This window comes from Labrenzia sp. C1B70 (genome assembly GCF_000475395.1).
In the GTDB taxonomy this organism is placed as follows: domain Bacteria; phylum Pseudomonadota; class Alphaproteobacteria; order Rhizobiales; family Stappiaceae; genus Roseibium; species Roseibium algicola.
In genome coordinates, this window is the sequence record NZ_AXCE01000012.1 from 229,022 (window position 1) to 248,648 (window position 19,627).

Sequence of the window (19,627 nt, forward strand, 5' to 3'; positions counted from 1 at the left end):
GCGCCGTGTTGTTGGCTTTGCGGCAGCTTTTACCGCCGGCTTCTTCGGCGCACCGTCGTTGGTGTCGTCGGTCATATGCGTAACTCCAATCCTATCCGATATGCCGCCCACATCGCTTCCAGAGGGTCCGGCCCGTTGGGAAATCCTTCAAACAACAAGGCGCACTTATTGCACCTTCGTTAGGTGTGGCTGGTTTCCGCAGGAATTTCAAGTCTTCTCGGTGAAAGCCCGTTCAAGGAAAGACAAATGACTGTCTCAACCCCTATTATTTTTAAACAATCAAGCCTGTGCTTAAAAAACAAGAGACGGCGGCGAAAAACTTCGCCGCCGTCTCCAAGTCTAAAGCTTCAAATTGCTTGCGAAACCGAGAAGACGTCTTCCCGGGCAGCCGGCACTGCCATCGGATCCAGTACACCGGATGCCGAAAGCACACCCTCCAGGCCGTCAATGTGCCCTGGAGTGAACTCCAATGCGAGGAAACGGTGATAGTCCACCGGTCCCGGCATCCCGACCTTGTCGAGAAGGCCCGCAGCAAAACCGAAGCGGGTATAATACGGCTGATCGCCGACCAGGATCACGGATCCATGGCCAAGCACGGCAGCCTGGTTGAGGGCGTGCCGCATCAGGCGGTCCCCGACCTTCAATCCCCGGCAACCCGGATCGACGGCAAGGGGTCCGAGCAACAGGCTTTGCGAGCCGTTGCGGTCCGCCACAGACCAGAGCCTTACCGTGCCAACGAGCTTGCCAGATTCGTCGATTGCAGAAAATGCGAAGACCGGAAGCCGGCCTTCACGCAGACGCTCGGAGGTTTTCCTGAAGCGGTCCTCGCCGAAACAAAGGTCAAGCAGACCCTCGCGGGCGCCGGTGTGATCCGGCGCCTCGTCCACAATATCAATCATGGCACTTGCCTCAGATGACGAAGGACGCCAGCGGCGCGAAGCCGTTGAAGCCGACCGTGGAATAGGTCGTGGTGTAGGCACCACAGGCCTCGATCAGCACCTTGTCGCCAATGGACAGGCTCACCGGCAGTTCGTACGGCGTCTTTTCGTAAAGAACGTCGACGCTGTCGCAGGTCGGGCCGGCCAGCACGCAAGGTGCGGTGGTGTCGCCGTCGCGCGGGGTGCGGATCGGATAACGGATCGCCTCGTCCATGGTTTCGGCCAGGCCGTGGAACTTGCCGATATCGAGATAGACCCAGCGCACTTCGTCGTTTGCGGATTTGCGGGAAATCAGAACGACTTCAGCTTCGATCATGCCGGCATTGCCGACCATGCCGCGGCCCGGCTCGATGATGGTGGACGGCAGACGGTTGCCGAAGTGCTTGCACAGCGCCTGGAAGATCGCTTCGCCGTATGTTGAAACGCCCGGGACGTCCTTCAGGTAACGGGTCGGGAAGCCCCCACCCATGTTGACCATTTTCAGTTCGATGCCGCGGAGCGCCATTTCCTGGAAAACGCCTGCTGCCATGGCGAGAGCGAGATCCCACGCCGTGAGGTTGGCTTGCTGGGAGCCGACATGGAAGGAAACGCCATGGGCGACAAGGCCGAGCCGGTGCCCGTGTTCGAGGACGTCGGGCGCCATTTCGGGGTCGCAGCCGAATTTGCGGGAGAGCGGCCACTCGGCGCCGACACCGTCGCACAGGACACGGCAGAAGATTTTGGAGCCAGGGGCAACGCGGGCGATTTTTTCAACTTCTTCGACGCAGTCGACGGCGAAGAGGCGGACGCCATACTGATAGGCACGCGCAATATCCTTCTCCTTCTTGATCGTGTTGCCGTAGGAAATGCGGTCGGCGGATGCGCCGGTTGCCAGCACCATTTCGATTTCGCCGACGGAAGCGCAATCGAAGGAGGAGCCGAGGCTTTCCAGGAGCGACAGGATTTCAGGTGCCGGGTTGGCTTTCACTGCGTAGTAGACGGAGGTGTCCGGCAGGGACTTGGCAAAAGCTTCAAAGTTGTCGCGCACGATGTCGAGATCGACAACAACGCACGGGCCATCTTCGTCACGTCGGCGGAGGAAATCGCGGATACGGTCGCTCATTGGGGGGCTCCCCTCTTTCTCAATCTCAGCCGCAGGCGCGCTAATCCTTGGCGTGCGCGCTGCGTTCACGTCGCAGGGTGCTGCAATGCGCACCGGGCCTCCCCCGGGATGGAACCGGAGGCCGGGTTGACTGCAGCGACGGTTGGGCTATGCGACTGCCAAGCAGCACAAAGCTTTCCCGCGTCGGGAAATGCCGTTGATTGGATCGGGAGAACCGAACCGCACGTCGGGCAATGATGTAACAAGTGCCTCTTCAGTGACGCCGGAGGTTGGAAACCCCGGCAGAGACCAAAAAAGCCCTCTTACGTCGTTGCTTTAAGCCGTCCGGATCTCAACTGCCCCGCCCCTTGGCGGATTGTCTGGCAGCGGCCCCTTAAGAGATGTCTTGTTGAACATCCCATGGACGACCACGGGCACGTGCGAATTTGGGCAAGGCGTATATGCGCCCGTTCGCCCCCCGATGCAATAGGAAATTTTCAGTTGCAGAAGGTTTTTTTTCACGCTGAACCGGACGAGTGGTCTTCAGAGCCGAAAGCCTTGCCCGACCTTAACTATTTGCTAAAAATTGTGACAGTCCCGGCAGGTGTTTCGCGGTGCCTTGCCCGGTTCCCTGGATGCCGACCGGCATTGACTTGCCAGCCCTCGAGGGTCAGACAACAAATCACCACTTACCGGACCAAACGGACCGCTCTGGAAAGGCCAGCGCATGAAGATCGGAAAGCTAGACCACGTCAATCTTCGCACCACGCGGCTCGACGAACTGATCGCCTGGTATGGCGACATTCTCGGGATGAAACCCGGACCGCGTCCCGATTTTCCCTTTCCAGGCGCCTGGCTCTACGCAGGTAACGATGCAGCCATTCATCTGGTCGGCGTTGAGGGGCCGGAAGCGACCGGATCCGAAGCCAAGCTGAAACTGGAACATTTCGCCTTTGCTGCTTCCGGTCTGGAGGCTTTCGAAGCAAGACTGAACGAACGCGGCGAACGTTATCGCCGCTCCGTTCAGCCCGGCACGGGGACAGTTGCCATCAACGTCTGGGACCCGGACGGCAACCATATCCATGTCGACTTCACCCCGGAAAGCTGAGTACCGGATCGAAACGCCCGGATCGCCCTCAGAAGGCTTCGAAGTGGATCCGCTCCTGCGAAACACCAAGCTGTTCCAGCCCGGACTTCAGATCAGCCAGGAAGGCAGACGGACCGCACAGGAAATATTGCGTCTGCAGTGTGGGTGACAAGTCCAGCAGCTCTTGTGCCGTTATCCGGCCGACTGCATCATAATCCTGACCTGAAACGTCCGAAGGCTGTGGGCGGCTATAACGGATCTCATGCCGAATGTTCGGCCTCCCCGCCGTCAGGCTTTCGACTTCCTGCCGGAAGGGATGATGATCGCCATCCCTGACACTCTGGACAAACCACACGGGACGGCTCCCGTCCTCACCAGCCAGATGATGCAGCATGCTCAGGAGCGGCGTGATACCGATGCCCGCACTTGCCAGCACCACCGGGTCATTCGTCTCCGGCAGCGAAAAATCGCCAGCCGGCCTTCCAGCGTCTATGTATCCGCCAACCTGAAGCACGTCATGCAGGAGACGCGAGACAAGTCCGTTCGGCTCGCGCTTCACGGATATTCGATAGCGGCCTTCGGACGGATCGCCGGAAAGCGAATAGCTTCGCTGGATCTTGCCATGGCCGGCAGGAAGGCTGAGTTCGATCGGCAAATGCTGACCGGCCTTGAACGAAGGCAAAGCTCCCTCATCGCGAGCCTCGAACACAAACGACGTCACATCGGAACTTTCCCGGATTTTCTCTGCGAGCCGCAATGACCGGATTGCTGATGCTTCTTTCTGCCAGCGCAAATGCAAGACCGACGTCAGTTCAACGATCTCGTCGACCTCGAAGGACACGAGTTGACGTGCACCAGGCACTTTCGCCACTTCTTCCACATCCCAAACGATCGTTGCCCGACCGGTCACCTGCAACAGGCTGCCGCTTGCAAAATCCAGGAACAACAGCCCTGTTCGCGCATCCGCCAGAATGTTGCCGAGCGTGTTGTAGAACCTGTTGCCCGCATAGTCGGGGAACATCAGCCGGCGATCATCCAGAACATGCACGAAGCCGCGTTCACCACCCCGGTGAGACACGTCCATGCCAAAGGCCTCGTCATCTCCCTCTCCCCGGTACCCGGTTGCGATGAAGAACGTATCGGCAGACCTGATCCACGCCGTTTGCGTCGCGCTCAGACGCGATCCACGAACTGCTTCTCCCGAGACAGCTTCCGTGCTCCAGCGCACATCCCGTGCCCGGATATATTGCGGGCAATTTCCGAACGACTGCCCGACAGTAAACCGGAAACCGTCGGACCCTGCTGACGCGACTGTCCCGTTAACGCGATTGCGCCGCCGGGTCGCGAGTTCGATCCCGATGAACCCGACATCCGCGCCTTCGACAAATGCCTCTTCCAGGGCGTCTCCTGCGACAGGACGCGCTGAAATCGTCAACGACCCGGGATCGGGTGAGCGTACAAATCCGGGCCAGCCCTCCAGCACTGTCGCCCAGGGGCGACCGGCAGCATCGCGCGCCGAGGCGATCATGAATGGCTGGTCCTCGAAGAAGGCCCGATGCTGATCAGGCATGAAGCCGCGGATGGCACCACGCGCCCAGCGCTCCACGTCCCTGTCGCCAAGTCGTTCTTGCACCTGGCGTTCGCCGTCATGAAACGGAGAAGGGATGACCGTCCGGTTTGCAGTCTCATCGATCTCAGCCATCGTCAAATCCTTTCGGTACCTTCGAGAACGCCAGACGCAGGCCCTTGCTCGCAAGGACCTGCAGCTCCGGGAAACGTTACGCGGCAAGGCCTGCCTTGGTAGCCGGCATGGCCACAAAGCCCGGCAAATCCTCGATGCGCTTCAAAAGACCGCGGATGCGCGGATAGGGCTCCAGCGAAACGTTGCCTTCCGGCGCATGCGCCGTGTAGCTGTAGATGGCGATGTCAGCGATCGTCGGCCGATCGCCAACGAGCCACTCGCGGCCATCCAGATGGGCTTCCAGATTATCGAAAGCCACCTTGGCGACAGACTTCGCGCGTTCCGGATCAAGCGGCCGTCCGAAGACCGTGATCAACCGCGCCGCACCCGGGCCGCTGGCAAGTTCACCGGCGGCAAAGGCCAGGAAGCGATGAACTTCCGCTTCCAGATACGGATCTGTCGGCAGCCAGTCCGGCGCATATTTGCGGGCCAGGTAGACGAGGATCGCGTTGGAGTCAGAGAGCACGGTCGAACCATCTTCGATGACCGGAACCAGGCCCACCGGATTGAGTTTCAGAAACGGATCGCGTTTGTGCTCGCCATTGGCCAGGTCGACCTCGACCAGCTCGTAATTGATGCCGGTGAGGCTGGAAAAGAGTTCCACCCGGTGGCAGTGACCGGAGAGCGGAAAACGGTGGATCTTGATTGCGTTGGACATCGCCAGCTTCCTCTTGCCTTGAAGGATCTTCCTGCGGCCGAAGCGTCTTGGTCCGGTCCGCTGCCTGCAATATGCCTCCTGACTTCAATGGAGATAATCTTCGAATTCATTCAATGATTATGTACAAATAGGGGATAAATAGCTGACGAGAGCAGGACCCACCGAGGACAATAGTGATGGACAAGATCGAAACCATGCGAGCCTTCATTGCCGTCGCACAGGAAGGATCCTTCACAAGCGCGGGGCGACGGCTGGGCCTGTCGACCAAGCTAGTCAGCAAATATGTCCAGCATCTGGAAGGCCAGTTGAAGACCCAGCTTTTCAACCGGACCACGCGCAGTGTGTCCCTGACCGACGTCGGCGCTGCCTATCTGGAACATTGCCGGCCGATCCTGGAGCAGATCGATGATCTGGATTCGCTTGTGCGTGAACGTCAGGGCGCCCTGGCCGGCCAGATCAGGCTCACGGCACCGACAGGCTTCGGCAGCACGAGGCTGAGCGAGGCGCTTGTCCCTTTCCTGCGCAAGCATCCGGATGTCGAGGTGGATATGCGCCTGACCGATCACCGGCTTGCCCTGGTGGAGGAAGGCCTCGACCTGGCGATCCGCATCGGAGCCTTGCGGGATTCCACCCTGATCGCTCGCAAGCTGGCCGGCATGCCGCTGGTTCTTTGTGCCTCACCGGATTATCTGAAGCGGCACGGCAGACCGCAGGACCCAAGAGCCCTTTCAACCCATGTCTGCCTTGTCGACAGCAATCAGACCGAACTCAACACCTGGCGGTTTCATTCCGGGGACGAAGAGCAGGTCATCCGGCTGCATGGTGCCGTCCGCTCCAACTCTCCCGGAGCCCTGGCCCGTATGGCAATGGGCGGTCTCGGCCTCACAATCGCGCCGCTCTATGCCATCGAGGACGCCCTCGCAGACGGACGACTTGAGCACGTGCTGCCGGAATACAAGACCGACACGTTTGGCCTCTATGCACTCTACCCACCCAACCGGCACCTGACCCGCCGTGTGCGTGCACTGCTCGATCATCTGGCCGCAGTGTTCAGCTCCCGCTGGCCGGACTAATGGCAGGCGGCCTCACCGGAAAGAAGAGTTCGAAGGTTGCGCCACCGGCCCCCGGCAGCAGTCGGATCGCTGCACCATGGGCCTTCAAGAGCGCCTGGACGATGCCAAGCCCCATGCCGGTGCCCCCGCTTTGCCGCCGGGTGGTGAAGAAGAGTTCGAAGACCTGGTCCTGATTGCCTTCGGAAATGCCCTCGCCATCGTCTTGCACCTGAACTGTCAGGCCTTTCTCGTCGGGCACGGCAACAATCGATACCCTGGACGCGGCGTGGCGACGGGAGTTGTCGATCAGGTTTTCAAAAACGATCCGGGCGTTTTCCGCCGACATCGGCAGATCCGCCTCGCCGGACAGGTCAATTTCCAGCCCTTCGAAGCGTCTCCTGAGCGCGGTGGCAACTTCGCTCAGCCGACAACTCCCGCCGATCTCGACGCTGTCGGCCCGGGCGAGATCTCGAAGTCGGTTCAAGAGCTTCGAGGCACGTTCGGTATCGTGCAGGATATTGCCCAGGAACTTCTCCCTGTCCGCTTCGCTCAGCTCTGCCCCTTCATCCTTCAACAGCTCCGCCGCACCATGGATAGAGGTCAGCGGCGTCTTCAGCTCGTGAGTCACGTGGTTGGCGAAGGTGGAGATATAGTCGTTCCGATCGAACAGCTTTCGCGACATGTCCAGCATGCTTTCTGAAAGCGCATGGATCTCGCGGTTGCCGTGAATGGCAAGCGGCACCAATGCCTCCCGCTCGCCATTACCGATCGCCAGAGAACGCCGTGTCAGTGCCTTGATTGGTCCGGTGATGGCGCGCGCGAAAATGAAACCGACGACAAAAGTCGCAGCCAGCACAAAGACCACGACCCAGAAGACGGCCTCGCGCTTAACGAACATTTCCTTGAGGATATTGCTGGGTGTTCGCGAGGCATAGACAACGCCCGCGACCCGGTCGCTGACGATAATCGGCATCGCGACAAAAACGCGAACGCTGGTTCCCCGGCTAATGGAATAGATCGGCTGCGGATTGTCGACGATGCGCTCGCGCAGCGCACTGGCATAATGACCTGAAAGCGCTCTTTTGATCTCCTCCACATGGGCAAGCGACAGGCCGATATCCTCACGTCCGGCGATGATCACACCATTGAAATCCAGCACCCGGAATCCGGCCAGGGTCTTCTTCTGAGTTTCCTGCAGGATGCGGTCCACGGCTTGTCCGGCACTCAGATATTCGAGAAGCGGTGATTCGGCAGCCGGCCGTGGCGCCCCTCTCCCGGGCAAGACATTTGTGCGCGTGAGATCGAGTTCCGGAAGTTGCGGCGTCCAGCTTCCGCCCGGGTTTCGCAGATAGATGCTGCGACTGCCTGGCACCTCCGTAGCCTTCGCAACCTCCGGCCCCAAAGGCAGGTCGGCGCCACCGATCTCCTCAAGGCGCTGCGCCATTGCCGCGGCAATTGCCGCCGACTGCCCGATCAGCTCCGCTTCTGTCGTCTCGATGAGCTGGTTTTCATAGACGCGAAAGAAGGCGACACCTGCGAGAGGCACCAGCAGCATGATGCCAAGAACCCCCGCCACCACGAGCGACAGCGGCGGACGCCATTTGTCTCGGAAGGTGCGCGACAGGATCATCCGCCGTTTCCATTCTCGACCCGGCAGGGCCCAAGCCGGAATCCGACGCCGTGCACGGTCTCGATGGCATCGCCGCATCCAACGGTTCCAAGCTTGGCGCGGATGTTGCGGATGTGGCTGTCGATGGTGCGATCGGAGACGTGAATATTGTCCCGGTAGGCATTCTGGAGGATCTGCTCGCGGGTAAAGACGATCTTCGGCCGGGCCAGCAGGGTAGCCAGGATATCGAACTCGATGGCCGTGAGCGTGACAGGTGTTCCATCGACTGTCACATGGCGCTGCGACCGGTCAAGTTCGACTGCACCGAAACGCAGCGCAGGTAAGTCTTCAACCATTTCGGCAGCCGCGGGGGCGCCGTAGCGCTTAAGGATCGCGCCGACGCGGGCGATCAGTTCGCGCGGGCTGAAAGGTTTGGTCACATAGTCATCGGCGCCCAGTTCAAGGCCGACGATCCTGTCGATCTCGTCATCGCGTGCCGACAGAAACAGGATCGGCACCTCCGACGTGCGGCGCAGATGCCGGCAGACATCCAGCCCGTCCATTTCCGGCAGGCCGATGTCCAGAACGATCAGGGACGGATTGCATAAAAGCGCCTTGTCGAGCGCTTCCTTCCCGTCAGCGGCAACTTCGAACACATAGGACGCTTTTTGAAGCGCGAAACAGATGACGTCCCGGATATGCGGGTCGTCATCAACAACAAGAATGGTTTGACCTGGCAAATGTCTCTTCCCGAAAAATGGCCCCCGCAGTTGCCTGCGGGAGCGTTACCAATAGCGAAGCACGGATCAGGTTTCCAGCCACCAACCATCCCGGCGCAACGTACGGGGCAAGGCAAGATCCGGCTCGCCAGACGCAGCTTCCTCATCGCGTGACCGGAACCCCCGAACCCTTTCCCGCAACTTGCGGAAGCTATTTGCCAGTTGAAGCCGGAACCGGGCAACCACAGCCAGGAGGACCAGCATCACTCCCAATATGCCTTCCGGCTCCGGCGCGGAACTGCCGGAAAGGTTCAAGGACGGATAGGCGTTGGTCGAAACGCCTGCAACTTGCGGCAAGGGCACGTTTCGGTGAGAGGCGGTCGCCGGTGCACCGTTCACCACCTTTTCAGAGACGGCGACAAAGGACGTGAACCGGGTCTGAAGCGAATAGGTCAGGCCCAGATCGACGATTTCCTGCTTCAGTTGCGTGTCGATGCTGCCGCCGATCGTATAGGCGCGCTCCTTGTCGAAAATCTGCTCGCGCGCCCAGATCAGCGGCAGGGCCCGACTGGAAACCGCACTGCCGTCGACAGAAGACTTCAGGTCGATTTCAAGCGGCAGTCTGGCAGCATGTCCGTTGACCAGACCGTTGATGAAAATCGTGTGCTTGCCGCCGGCAGCGTATCGCCCCATCACACGCACCGAGCCGCCTTCGAACAGATCGGGTATCCTGGCCGGGCTCTGTCCCTCGACCTTGAGACCGTTCCAGTCGATGGTGATGTCTGTCAGGAGCGGTGTCTTCAGGTTTGCGGCAAGGCTTTCCGCCGCTTCGCCCGCGTCTTCTCCCAAAGCCACATAGCGGGCATAGCCCCTGCCCTCCGTGGCCATCGCATCCAGCAGGAACCGATTGACCGAGTTGCCGACGCCGAAGGCATAGATACGCGCATTGCCGATACGGTTCGCGACACTCGAGATCACGGTCGCCTCGTCGCCGATATAACCGTCGGTGAGAAAGACAACGATGCGTGTGGTGTTTTCCGGTTGCACCTGATCGAAGGCGGTGTTTACGGCCTGGTTGATTTCCGTCCCGCCACCGGTCGAAAGGCCAGCCACGAAATTCAAGGCCTGCCGCTTGTTTCGCTCCGTTGCCAGAACAGCATTTCCGGCAAATTGGGAAGTGTTATTGGAAAAGCGGAGGATACGGAAATAGTCATCAGGGCGCAGAGACTTGATCGCTGCCGTCATGAAGGTCTTGCTCGCTTCGATCGGCTGCCCGCTCATGGACCCGGATGTATCCAGCACGAAGACAAGCTCGCGCTGGCAAATCATGTCTTCAGCCGGCAGTTTCGGCGGCTCGATCAGCAGCGAAAAATAGCCCCCGCCATCGGCTTCGTACCGGGACGAGACACCGGCAGCAACATTGCTCTGTGCGGCAAGCTCGTAACGCAAAACGAAGTCCCGATTGTCGATGGCCCTGCCGGACTTGAAGCGGACTGTCCGCATTTCGCCCTGGCTGGAAACCTCCAGTGCATGGGTATCGCTCGACAGCCGCGAGACAGGCATCGGTGCCTTGAGAGCAAGTTCCAGCGACACCCGCCTCGGATCGATTTCCTTCGGAGCATTCTGCCCGATGACCTCCGGATAGGCGGGAAGCTTGTCGATCTGCCAGCCGGAGACTGTTTCACTGTGCTTGAAGGCAGCAGGTTTCGCAGAGACGGGTTCATCGCTCGCATATTCGGTATCGCCGTATCCTGGACTGTCGTCCTCCGGCACACTCTTGTCCGCGATGTTTGGCGAAGGCTTCAGGGCAGCTTGCCCGCCCAGCCCCTCGTAACGCGGCCCCACCACCATCGGCATTACCAGCTCATAGGCGCCGTCGATCTTGGGGACAGTCTGGGCGTATTCCAGGGTCACTTTCACCGGGCGACCGGGCATCAGATGCGCAATATCCTGGGTGAACATGTTGAGCCGGTGCTGCGTCAGAAGGGCAGCGGCCTTGCCTTCCCGTTTCGCCTTCTCGAAGGTTGCCTTGGCATCTTCCTTCTTCTTCATCCGTGCCACGATGGTCTCGCCGTCGAGATCCATCCGCATGGCGTGAATGGCCGCCTTCTGGTTCAGCGGAAACAGGTAGGTCGCATTGAGCGGCAGCTTGGTCGGGTTCAGGAAGGTCTGCGTCAGTTCCACATGGGCAACATCGCCGTCAACCTCGACCTTGTAATCGGCCTTCAGAAGCGGCAGATGGATCTCCTTGCCACCGGCAGTGGCAACCACGGTGCCGGACAGATCGTCGAGGTCTGGCTCAGCTGAAGCCGGCAGCGCTGAAAGCGTGCCAAAGACGATGGCCAGCGAGGCTGCCAAAGTGGCTTTCAGAGTTGGTTTTAGAGAACTGGCAGACGCCAATGGGGACAGGAACGTCATATGCGTTTCTCCTTTTGGGCAGGGAAAATACCGGAAGTGCGGGTGTTGAGATCGAGCGCAGCCCCTGCGGCGGCCTCAAAGGCGGCGCGTTGCGGCTCGTCTAGTGTCCACGGGGTAATTCGCTGGATGCTGGTCCAGATGGTGCCGGGCCGTTTCAGCCACAGCCAGATCGCCTCGGCGATGTTGTGGGTCGTCTCGCCGGTGCTGGAGGTAAAGGTGACGGCAACGCGCCAGTCACCTCCGGTTTTCGACCGGGCCCGGTAGAGCGCTGTCGGAACCGGTTCGAAACGGCTGCCGAGAAAGGTCACGTCGAAGCCGAGTCCGCGCAGGCAATCGTCCGGGGCGTGCAGATGGCGCAGCGGCGAAGAGGTGTGCACCAGCGTCAGTGCCATCGGCCCGTAGCGCCGCTTCTGGGCGTGGCCACCATATTGCAGGAAGTATTGCTCCTCGATCGGCAACAGCGCCTCATCGACACCGACCTCACCCGCCAGTGTCAATGGCAATGGCTGCGGCCTGGTCGAAGAAGAAACATCAAGCGCGTGCCGCGGCAGGCTGACGATGAACAAGGCAAGGCTCAGGAACACCAGTGCAGACATCTTCTGCAAGGGCCGCGACATCACCGGCAAGCTGAAGACAGCCTGGGCAGCTCGCCATTCAGCGGGACGTGGCTTGTAAAACGCCAGCACCGGTGCCATCGACAGAAGAAGCGTCAGATAACCGATAAAGTCGTGAAGCGGCTGCGCCATGGCATCGGCTTCAAGGACACTTTCCGGATAGGCAATGCCGACGGCAAGCAAAGCGATGCGCAGAGAATTGCCGATCAGAGCCAGCCCGAGCGTGATGCCAATCCAGAGCACGGCAGTCAGCAGGTTCGGCCGGTAAAGCGCAGTCAGGATGACCAGAAAGGCCATGGCGAGCATCAGCCCGGATGTGCCCGAGCAAGGCAGGTCCACCAGAACGTCCTTGCCGGCAAGACCGATCCGGATGCCTGAGCACGAGAGGTCCGAAAAGAAGAGGCCGAGACCGCCGCAGGAAAGCTTGGCCGACAGTTCCTGCAGCGGATAGCCGATCAGCCGTTGCAGAATGCGCTCGACCGGCAGAGTGAACAGAAACAGGACGGACAGCCAGAAGGGGGAAACGGCTCTCTGCCTCTCCCCTGTCCGCAAAAGAGTTGCCAGCGCGAAGACATCAATTGCCAGCGCCAACCCGCCGATCACGTTGATCGCCAGAACCTGGCTTGCCAGCCGGATCAACGCCGCCCCCAACAGGAGCAGCACTGCCATTTGCCGGTGTCCGATCGAATTCTGCCGGACCGGGCTCGTCATCGACCAGAGCACCAGGGCTGCCACTGCGATCAGATAGAGCGCGCCGGTCGATGGGTAGGATGGGTCAGTCCATGTGCCGACCAGCCAGCGTAGCGGCTCGTAGGCAAGGATCAGCGAGGCCAGGAGGAAGGCCAGTGAGGTCGGGGAAGAGGTTGCCAGGCGGGTCATGGCACCTGTTGTGCCAAGCCCGCTTGCAGGCCTTTGTCAGCCTATGTGCAGATTTTGCGCATTTTGTCGGACGACAGGCCGGAAACGCCCGGCCCGGTGGCCTTGCCCCAGGAAACGATGACCGGTCGTTCCAACCCGTCCAGGAGCATAATCCTGCAGGCGATGCCAAATACGGAAGAGACGGTCGCTTCCGTCAGCACTTCCGTTGTCGGCCCATTGGCGGCGATCCGTCCCTTTTCGAACAGCACAACGTGATCGGCGTAGCGCATGGCCATGTTGAGATCATGCAGGACAATGACGAAGCTTCGGTTCTCGGAACGGCTCAGGTGCTTGACGAGGTCCAGCAACTCAAACGCATGGGCAATGTCCAGATGGTTGGTCGGCTCGTCCAGGAAGATCCGGGGCGCATCCTGCGCCAGTGTCATGGCAACCCAGGCACGTTGCAGCTGCCCGCCGGAAAGCTGGGCGAGAGCCCGGGTTTTCAGCTCGGCCATTTCGGTGATTTCAAGCGCACGGTCGCAGGCAGCCCTGTCCGCTGCCGATGGCCCGCCGAACCGGCTTCGATGCGCAAACCGCCCCATCAGCACCAGATCCTCAACCGAAAGATCCGACGGTGCATCGGGCGACTGGGACAACATGGCGACCTGGCGCGCAAGATCCTTCTGCGACCAGTCGCCAAGAGCCCTGCCTGCGATTTCCACATTGCCGGCATCCGGCCGGTGCAGACCGCGCATCACTTTCAGGGCAGTCGATTTGCCGCTGCCGTTCGGTCCGCAAAAGGCAATGATCCTGCCGTCGGGCAGGTCGAGACAGACCTCGTTCAGCGCAGGGGCGCCGTCATATGCGGCACTGACACGATCGAGACTGGCCAAAGTGTCAGGCATGGGATTGCCGTCCTTTTACAAGCAGATAGAGAAACAGCGGCGCACCGACGAGCGCAGTCAACGCGCCTGCGGGCAATTCCAGCGGCGGCGCGATGATCCGGGCCAGCGTGTCGGCTGCCAGCACCAGGAAGCTCCCGGTCAGAGCCACGGAAACCAGATATCCGGACCGGAACTGACCGTGGAAGATCCGCGCGACGTGCGGCGCGACCAGACCGACAAAACCGATGGCACCGACGTGGGCCGTTGCGATGGCCGTCAGGAAAACGGCAACTGCCAGCAGGCAGAACTGGGCCTTGTCCAGCGACAGGCCGGTCACGGCAGCGCTTTGAGGATCAAGTACGAGTTGCCGCAGTGTGAGCCGTTGCCACAACAACGCCGGGATGATTGCGACAAGGCCGAGACCGACCGCCAGAACGTCCTGCCAGTGGGCTGCACCAACCGAGCCCGTCAGCCAGGTCAGTGCCTGACTTGCCCTGTAGACAGGCCCGAGAATAATCAACAGCGTGACTGCGGCCTTTGCGAGTGCCGCCAGGGCAACACCGTACAAGATGATCTTCAGCGGCTTGCTGCCTGCCCGATCGAGCGATGCCAATGCGATCACCAGGGCACCGAAGACGGCCGCCCCGGCGATGGCGGCCAGAGGCTGCCAGTGAATGGAGACGGTCAGATTGTTCGCCTGATCGGAAAACAGCCACAAGAACAGCACGACGCCAACCGCCGCGCCGTCGGTAATGCCCAGAACCGAGGGCGACGCCATGGGATTGCGCACGACCCGCTGCAGCAAGGCACCCGCAAGGGCAAGCGCCGCTCCGGCCAGTATGGCAAGGGCAACACGGGGCAAGCGGAGGGTCCAGACGATTACTTCATCCATGCGGCTGCCTTGCCCGGCCAGCGCCGCGACAACACGTTCCGGCGGCATGAAGCTGGACCCGATGCCCGTTGCAGCCAGCGTCAACGCAAAAACGAGCAGCATGACCGGCAGCAGCCTGAAAAGTGGAAATGCGCCTGCCATCACGCTGCCAGCCCTTTCCGCCGGTGAAGCAGATGTACCAGCATCGGCACACCGACAAGCGCAAGAACGGCACTCATCGGCGCTTCACCGGGCGCAACCACAATACGCGCAAGAATATCGGCAAGGACTGCGATCAGGGCACCGGTCAGAAGGGAAAGCACGATCAACTGCCGTGTGGACGGCAGGGCGCCGTCGGTCAGGCGCCGGGCAAGATGCGGCGCAACCAGCCCCAGAAACAGCACCGGCCCCGCCATCGCCACCGCCCCCGCCGCAAGCAGGGCTGCAAGACCGAGCGCCGTCAATCGGACTGCGCCAACATTGACACCCACTGACCGGGCACTGGCATCGTCGAGGCGCAGCACATCCAGCGGTGTTGCCAGAAGAAGGCTGCCTGCGACCCCGATGGCAAGCAACGGCAACCCGAGTTGCAACAACCCGATCGGCCTGTCGGAAAAACTGCCCGACAGCCAGAACAGCAGTGTCTCAAGAGCGCTTTCGTCGATCAGCAGCAAGGTCTGCGTGAAGGACGCCAGCAGCGCGGCGACGGTAAATCCGGCCAGCAACGTGGTTGCCGGATTGCCTGCACCGCCAGTGGACGCTGAAATCGAAAACACCAGGGCCGTTGCCGCCAGCGCGCCCATCACTGCTGCCATGCCGATACCGGCAAGACTTGCCACGCCGAAGACCGTCACCCCGAAGGTCACGAACAGCGCACCGCCTGCATTAACCCCGAGCAATCCCGGCTCTGCCAGCGGATTGCGCGTAACCGATTGCATCAACAGGCCGGAAAGGCCGAGGGAGGCCCCGCAAACCACGCCGATCGCGGTTCTTGGAAGACGCAACGTCGTCACGATCAGCGCATCTGCGCCATCGCCCCCCAAGAGCGCGGAAAGGACCGTATGAGGCGTATAGAAGGTCAGTCCGGCATGCAGGCTGAAAATGACAGCCGCGCACAGCGCCAGACACAATGCAATCGCCGGCAGCCTCATGCGCCCTCTCCCCTCCGATTGACAAATCAACGGCCCGTCCATACACGGGTTTAATACTGGAGGCAAATATTCAACTTTTTGGAGTCATTCTAATGAAGATCTGGTCACGCCTGCTGTGCGCCCTGCCGCTGTTTGCAATGCTGGCATCGGCCCCTGCGATTGCTCGCGATGTCACCGACAGCATGGGCACCGTCACGGTTCCGGACGCCCCGAAACGGATTGTCGTCCTTACCAATGAAGGCACGGAAGCGCTGCTGGCACTGGGCGTGACGCCGGTGGGCGCGGCCAATTCCTGGAATGGCGATCCCTGGTGGGACCATATTTCCGATGCCATGGACGGAGCAGAACCTGTCGGCAAGGAAAGCGCGGTGAACCTGGAACTGATCGCGGCTCTGGAGCCCGACCTGATCCTGGCAAACAAGCAGCGGCACGAGGAAATCTATCCGCAGCTGACTGCAATCGCCCCGACCGTCATGTCCAAGGAGCTTCGTGGTGACTGGAAAATCAACTTCCGCCTCTATGCCGAAGCACTCGGCAAGGAGCAGGAAGCAGATGCAGCCATCGCCGATTACGATGCTTCAGTCGCAGACCTTCGCGAGAAACTTGGTGACCACCTCAACGAGGAAGTTTCCGTGATCCGTTTCGTGCCCGGCCAGATCCGCATCTATCAGCTCGACAGTTTCTCCGGTGTGCTTTTGAAAGACATCGGCTTTCACCGGCCGGCGAACCAGAATGTGGAAGAATTTGCCATCCGCACCGGCAAGGAGAGCATTCCGGATATGGACGGCGACCGGATCTTCTATTTCACCTATGACTCTGGCGATGGCAAAGGCACGTCTCTGGAAGAAGAAGTGCTTGCCGATCCGTTGTGGCAGTCCCTGTCCGCCGTCAAGGCGGGCAAGGTGCACCAGGTCAGCGATGCCATCTGGAACACCGCCGGTGGCATTCTGGCTGCAAAGCTGATGCTTCACGACATTGCCGGCATTTACGGCCTTGACTAGAAAACCGTTCGGCTTCCGCTTGAACGGAAGCCGTTCCCACACAGGCACCGCCCTGAGATTGCGGATAAGCGGGTTCTCACCGGCACCGACCGGTTGCCTTGCTGTCCGTCATTGAAAACAGAAGGGTAAGCCATGACCACCGACACTTCCTCGCAGCTGCGGCTCGGCCGCATCGCCGCAACACTGGGCGTCAGCGATATTGAACGTTCCCGTACACTCTACCGGGAAATCTTCGGCCTGGAAAAAGTGTTCGAAAACGGCAGTCCGGTTGGCTTCATGATCCTGAAGAAGGACGAGGCCGAATTGCACCTGACACTCCAGAAAGGCTACCGGGCTCCGCCATTCAATCAGGCCCACATCATGGTGTCCGACGCTGACGCCGCCTGCCGGGCCTGCGAGCGCCATGGTTTGCGCATCGTCAAGCGCCTCCAGAACAAGGACTACGGCCTCAGAGCCTTCGTCTTCGCCGATCCGGACGGCAACCGGATCGACGTTGCCGAGGAAATTTGACCTGGTCGACCTGCTATCTGGTTGCCAGCTGGTGGGCGGCGAATTCGCCCATCAGCTTCATGAAGTCTTCCGGCGGCGGAAAGCCTTCATAACGGTGCCTTGCAGGCGTTTCCGCCCAAGGCAACTTGCTGGCAGTCATTGTTTCCATGAAGGGTTCTGTCCAGTGGAGGTCGTCGAGCAGGACCGAGCGGACATTGACGATTTCGTCATACCCGGGAATACGCGTGAACATCCAGGTCTTGCAGTCCGGGCAGAAGTAATGATCCGCCTCAGGTCCCTGCAATCCACCTTTGACCGGCGTACCTTCGGTCACCTTGAACGCGGGCGCCGGCATGATCGCCGTCAGGGAATAGGCGCTGGAACTCATTTGCTGGCACCCTCTGCAATGGCAGGCACAGGTGATCAGCGGCGGCGCGGAAACCTCGAAGCTCGTGTGGCCACAACGGCATGTCCCCTTGAGTGAAAAAGTCTCTTGCGTCATGTCCGGCTCCATCTGGTTCGGCTGGCCGTTTGGCCAGTGGCGACGGCAACTTGCAGAGGTTCGCGTCTCCTTTCAAGTGTCTTCTGGCCTGTGGCAATTGCTGACGAGCCTGGCCAGAACATTCACCACAAGGCTGTAATCAGCCTCGGAGATTCCCTGCATCGCCTTTCTCCGCAAGGCGGTTTGGCGTTCCATCGCGCTTCTGTGGACGTCCCTGCCCTTGTCCGTAAGCCGCCAGAAATCTTCCTCGGACCGAAGAAGCCCCCGGTCTGCAAGACTGATCAGAACCTTGTGCAGGTCCCTTACCTCCAGCATGGGATCAAAGGTCTGTCTCAGCCGGCCAAACGGCATTCCTGCTGCACTTTCGGCAAGCGTATTGAGCACCTGCCAGTCGGCTCGCTCAAGCCCCAGGTCAGACTGGATGGCCTCGATCGCCTTGGTAAGACATTTATCGGCAGAGCGGATCCAGTACCCGATCGGGCGCGTGGAACCCTACGTTTCAAATGGGATCGTCATGACATGCTCCCTCGACTTCGCAAACGCGAAGGGGCGGCATCTCCGCCGCCACAGTCGGGGGTTCTTGCCGGACGGCGTTTATGCCGCCTGACCGAACAAAGCCTTCACGTGTGAAGGGACCGGGGCTTACCCGGGCGACAGGCCCAACCGGTCACGCCTTTTTCGACAACCTTCAGGTAACCTGACCGCGGCATCCTTGCAATATTGACGACGTGCCAAGAAGCCGGGATGGAACAAAAAAACGTTGGCCGGCCTGGTACCCGGTCAAACTTTCTCCAGCAATGGCCGGAGCAAGGGATGAATGTTCGGGCTTTCTTCCCGGATGAACCGCAGCAGGGCCTTCTCGTTTTCATGCAGGATACCGTCGCGGCCAATGCGCTCCACCAGCCAACTGGCTTCGTCTTCCGTCACCACTTCATTGGCGGCAATCTCCGCAAGCATCTCGTTTCCGCGGGCGGTGAACGGGTCAGGCGTGTCGCCATAGGCGTCACGAATGCCGCCGACACCACCGCTGAACATCTTCTTGAAAAAACCGCCGAGCCCACCTTCAAATCCGCCGGGCTGTTCCAGCCAGTTTTCACGCTCGAGGGCAATCTTGCGGGAGGGTGGCGTGAAACCGGACATCGCCATCATGTAATTGGCGACCGCCTTGGCAAAGAGCTCCGACCAGCCGGGAGCATTTTCCGCCTCTATTGTCGCGTCGTTGAGATCGAACAGTACCTCGGCTTCACCCTTCGAAATGGCAACGCCGCGACTGCCGGCACCGGCATAGAGCACCCGGCGCAGCAGCTCTACTTCAGCCTCGGCAATGACGCCGGGCTTGAGGTTCAGGCCCGGGCGCGTCGGACCTTTCCCCGAAATCACGCTGTCCGCCACAGCCCGTAGTGCAAACTGTTCGAGACTTTCCGGTGCTTCGCGGGCTTTTTCCAGCACATGCAGCACGGCGTCCAGCTCGGTTTTGCCACAGATATGACCATCCGCCATGATCTGGTTGACCAGCCAGGCTGCCTTGTCCTCGGAAACATAGCCCTCTGGTTTTGCCTGGTGCACCAGGATATCGAGGATGGCTTCGGGAAAGAGTTCGTACCAGGTGTCGTGATAGGTGATGTCGGCATTGTTCAGCCGAAAAAGAGCCTCGCCTTCTTCAACGGACACAGCCATGTCGCCGTAAACGTAGCGGCGCACGTTGATGACATCATCCTCACTGAGATGTCCCGCTGCTATTCTGGCAGTCACGAATTCATTCAACGTCGGTTTGGCCATGCTGTCCCCCTTGAAAACCGGAACGACTATTGCCGAAATTTCTTGAAGTTACCCTAAAACCGAACCGACAAAAAAAGGGAGCCGCGAGGGACGGCTCCCTTATCCGTTTCCCGTGCGCGGGGTGGGCCGCCGGGGGTGGGAAACGGCTCCGGCCGGTGTGATCGGCCGGAGTTTT

General features: G+C 60.3%; 18 protein-coding genes. 4 read left to right on the forward strand and 14 right to left on the reverse strand.

Annotated elements, in window-relative coordinates; translation table 11 throughout:
* Positions 1-347: 347 nt before the first annotated feature.
* Entirely contained in the window at positions 348-899 is a 552-nt protein-coding gene (locus Q666_RS49370; RefSeq protein ID WP_023000939.1) for an N-acetyltransferase, read from the reverse strand.
* Positions 900-909: 10 nt separating this feature from the next.
* Entirely contained in the window at positions 910-2,040 is a 1,131-nt protein-coding gene (locus tag Q666_RS49375) for a type III PLP-dependent enzyme (protein WP_023000938.1), read from the reverse strand.
* Between the two features lie 706 nt (positions 2,041-2,746).
* Here Q666_RS49375 and Q666_RS49380 point away from each other — a divergent pair.
* On the forward strand, positions 2,747-3,127 hold the full coding sequence (locus Q666_RS49380) for a VOC family protein (protein WP_023000937.1): 381 nt from the start codon (positions 2,747-2,749) through the stop codon (positions 3,125-3,127).
* A 28-nt stretch (positions 3,128-3,155) separates the two neighbouring features.
* Here the strand turns inward: Q666_RS49380 and Q666_RS49385 are convergent, their stop codons facing one another.
* Together Q666_RS49385 and Q666_RS49390 are read right to left on the reverse strand one after the other, a co-directional pair.
* Complete coding sequence (locus tag Q666_RS49385) at positions 3,156-4,808, reverse strand: pyridoxamine 5'-phosphate oxidase family protein (protein WP_023000936.1); 1,653 nt, start codon at positions 4,806-4,808, stop codon at positions 3,156-3,158.
* 76 nt (positions 4,809-4,884) lie between these two features.
* Complete coding sequence (locus Q666_RS49390; RefSeq protein ID WP_023000935.1) at positions 4,885-5,505, reverse strand: glutathione S-transferase; 621 nt, start codon at positions 5,503-5,505, stop codon at positions 4,885-4,887.
* 176 nt (positions 5,506-5,681) lie between these two features.
* Here Q666_RS49390 and Q666_RS49395 point away from each other — a divergent pair, with 176 nt between their 5' ends.
* The gene (locus Q666_RS49395; RefSeq protein ID WP_023000934.1) at positions 5,682-6,578 is read left to right on the forward strand and encodes a LysR family transcriptional regulator; all 897 of its coding nucleotides are present in this window, start codon (positions 5,682-5,684) and stop codon (positions 6,576-6,578) included.
* Here Q666_RS49395 and Q666_RS49400 read toward each other — a convergent pair.
* The 7 genes from Q666_RS49400 to Q666_RS49430 all read right to left on the reverse strand — a co-directional run bounded on the left by Q666_RS49400 (position 6,556) and on the right by Q666_RS49430 (position 15,681).
* Positions 6,556-8,187, reverse strand: coding sequence for an ATP-binding protein (locus tag Q666_RS49400; protein WP_023000933.1), 1,632 nt, complete (start codon positions 8,185-8,187; stop codon positions 6,556-6,558). The genes Q666_RS49395 and Q666_RS49400 overlap by 23 nt on opposite strands.
* A complete protein-coding gene (locus tag Q666_RS49405; RefSeq protein WP_023000932.1) occupies positions 8,184-8,906 on the reverse strand; it encodes a response regulator transcription factor in 723 nt (240 codons plus the stop codon). Before Q666_RS49405 ends, Q666_RS49400 begins: the two co-directional genes overlap by 4 nt.
* A gap of 66 nt (positions 8,907-8,972) precedes the next feature.
* Positions 8,973-11,303 (reverse strand): VIT and VWA domain-containing protein, encoded by a 2,331-nt coding sequence (locus Q666_RS49410; RefSeq protein WP_081713273.1) that lies wholly within the window; start codon positions 11,301-11,303, stop codon positions 8,973-8,975.
* On the reverse strand, positions 11,300-12,796 hold the full coding sequence (gene xrtT / locus Q666_RS49415) for an exosortase T (RefSeq protein WP_023000930.1): 1,497 nt from the start codon (positions 12,794-12,796) through the stop codon (positions 11,300-11,302). Before xrtT ends, Q666_RS49410 begins: the two co-directional genes overlap by 4 nt.
* 41 nt (positions 12,797-12,837) lie before the next feature.
* A complete protein-coding gene (locus tag Q666_RS49420) occupies positions 12,838-13,680 on the reverse strand; it encodes an ABC transporter ATP-binding protein (protein ID WP_023000929.1) in 843 nt (280 codons plus the stop codon).
* A complete protein-coding gene (locus Q666_RS49425) occupies positions 13,673-14,692 on the reverse strand; it encodes an iron ABC transporter permease (protein WP_023000928.1) in 1,020 nt (339 codons plus the stop codon). Before Q666_RS49425 ends, Q666_RS49420 begins: the two co-directional genes overlap by 8 nt.
* Positions 14,692-15,681 (reverse strand): iron ABC transporter permease, encoded by a 990-nt coding sequence (locus Q666_RS49430; protein ID WP_023000927.1) that lies wholly within the window; start codon positions 15,679-15,681, stop codon positions 14,692-14,694. The genes Q666_RS49425 and Q666_RS49430 overlap by 1 nt, the downstream gene beginning before the upstream one ends.
* A gap of 92 nt (positions 15,682-15,773) precedes the next feature.
* Between Q666_RS49430 and Q666_RS49435 the strand changes: the two genes are divergently transcribed.
* Complete coding sequence (locus Q666_RS49435) at positions 15,774-16,682, forward strand: iron-siderophore ABC transporter substrate-binding protein (RefSeq protein WP_023000926.1); 909 nt, start codon at positions 15,774-15,776, stop codon at positions 16,680-16,682.
* 132 nt (positions 16,683-16,814) lie between these two features.
* On the forward strand, positions 16,815-17,192 hold the full coding sequence (locus tag Q666_RS49440) for a VOC family protein (protein WP_023000925.1): 378 nt from the start codon (positions 16,815-16,817) through the stop codon (positions 17,190-17,192).
* A 13-nt stretch (positions 17,193-17,205) separates the two neighbouring features.
* On the opposite strand, the gene Q666_RS0133335 is transcribed toward Q666_RS49440, so the two are convergent.
* From Q666_RS0133335 to Q666_RS49450, 3 genes are all read right to left on the reverse strand, one after another.
* Positions 17,206-17,673: a GFA family protein gene (locus Q666_RS0133335; RefSeq protein WP_031269258.1), complete on the reverse strand. Its 468-nt coding sequence runs from the start codon at positions 17,671-17,673 to the stop codon at positions 17,206-17,208.
* Positions 17,674-17,745: 72 nt separating this feature from the next.
* The gene (locus Q666_RS49445; protein WP_286133814.1) at positions 17,746-18,024 is read right to left on the reverse strand and encodes a hypothetical protein; all 279 of its coding nucleotides are present in this window, start codon (positions 18,022-18,024) and stop codon (positions 17,746-17,748) included.
* A 429-nt stretch (positions 18,025-18,453) separates the two neighbouring features.
* Positions 18,454-19,452: a hypothetical protein gene (locus Q666_RS49450; RefSeq protein ID WP_023000922.1), complete on the reverse strand. Its 999-nt coding sequence runs from the start codon at positions 19,450-19,452 to the stop codon at positions 18,454-18,456.
* Positions 19,453-19,627 lie beyond the last annotated feature (175 nt).

What these genes read in the sequence shown, in the direction of transcription:
- Q666_RS49370 (WP_023000939.1), bottom strand. Translation starts at nt 899, where the DNA reads ATGATTGATATTGTGGACGAGGCGCCGGATCACACCGGCGCCCGCGAG.
- Q666_RS49375 (WP_023000938.1), bottom strand. Translation starts at nt 2,040, where the DNA reads ATGAGCGACCGTATCCGCGATTTCCTCCGCCGACGTGACGAAGATGGC.
- Q666_RS49380 (WP_023000937.1), top strand. Translation starts at nt 2,747, where the DNA reads ATGAAGATCGGAAAGCTAGACCACGTCAATCTTCGCACCACGCGGCTC.
- Q666_RS49385 (WP_023000936.1), bottom strand. Translation starts at nt 4,808, where the DNA reads ATGGCTGAGATCGATGAGACTGCAAACCGGACGGTCATCCCTTCTCCG.
- Q666_RS49390 (WP_023000935.1), bottom strand. Translation starts at nt 5,505, where the DNA reads ATGTCCAACGCAATCAAGATCCACCGTTTTCCGCTCTCCGGTCACTGC.
- Q666_RS49395 (WP_023000934.1), top strand. Translation starts at nt 5,682, where the DNA reads ATGGACAAGATCGAAACCATGCGAGCCTTCATTGCCGTCGCACAGGAA.
- Q666_RS49400 (WP_023000933.1), bottom strand. Translation starts at nt 8,187, where the DNA reads ATGATCCTGTCGCGCACCTTCCGAGACAAATGGCGTCCGCCGCTGTCG.
- Q666_RS49410 (WP_081713273.1), bottom strand. Translation starts at nt 11,303, where the DNA reads ATGACGTTCCTGTCCCCATTGGCGTCTGCCAGTTCTCTAAAACCAACT.
- xrtT (WP_023000930.1), bottom strand. Translation starts at nt 12,796, where the DNA reads ATGACCCGCCTGGCAACCTCTTCCCCGACCTCACTGGCCTTCCTCCTG.
- Q666_RS49420 (WP_023000929.1), bottom strand. Translation starts at nt 13,680, where the DNA reads ATGCCTGACACTTTGGCCAGTCTCGATCGTGTCAGTGCCGCATATGAC.
- Q666_RS49425 (WP_023000928.1), bottom strand. Translation starts at nt 14,692, where the DNA reads ATGGCAGGCGCATTTCCACTTTTCAGGCTGCTGCCGGTCATGCTGCTC.
- Q666_RS49430 (WP_023000927.1), bottom strand. Translation starts at nt 15,681, where the DNA reads ATGAGGCTGCCGGCGATTGCATTGTGTCTGGCGCTGTGCGCGGCTGTC.
- Q666_RS49435 (WP_023000926.1), top strand. Translation starts at nt 15,774, where the DNA reads ATGAAGATCTGGTCACGCCTGCTGTGCGCCCTGCCGCTGTTTGCAATG.
- Q666_RS49440 (WP_023000925.1), top strand. Translation starts at nt 16,815, where the DNA reads ATGACCACCGACACTTCCTCGCAGCTGCGGCTCGGCCGCATCGCCGCA.
- Q666_RS0133335 (WP_031269258.1), bottom strand. Translation starts at nt 17,673, where the DNA reads ATGACGCAAGAGACTTTTTCACTCAAGGGGACATGCCGTTGTGGCCAC.
- Q666_RS49445 (WP_286133814.1), bottom strand. Translation starts at nt 18,024, where the DNA reads ATGCCGTTTGGCCGGCTGAGACAGACCTTTGATCCCATGCTGGAGGTA.
- Q666_RS49450 (WP_023000922.1), bottom strand. Translation starts at nt 19,452, where the DNA reads ATGGCCAAACCGACGTTGAATGAATTCGTGACTGCCAGAATAGCAGCG.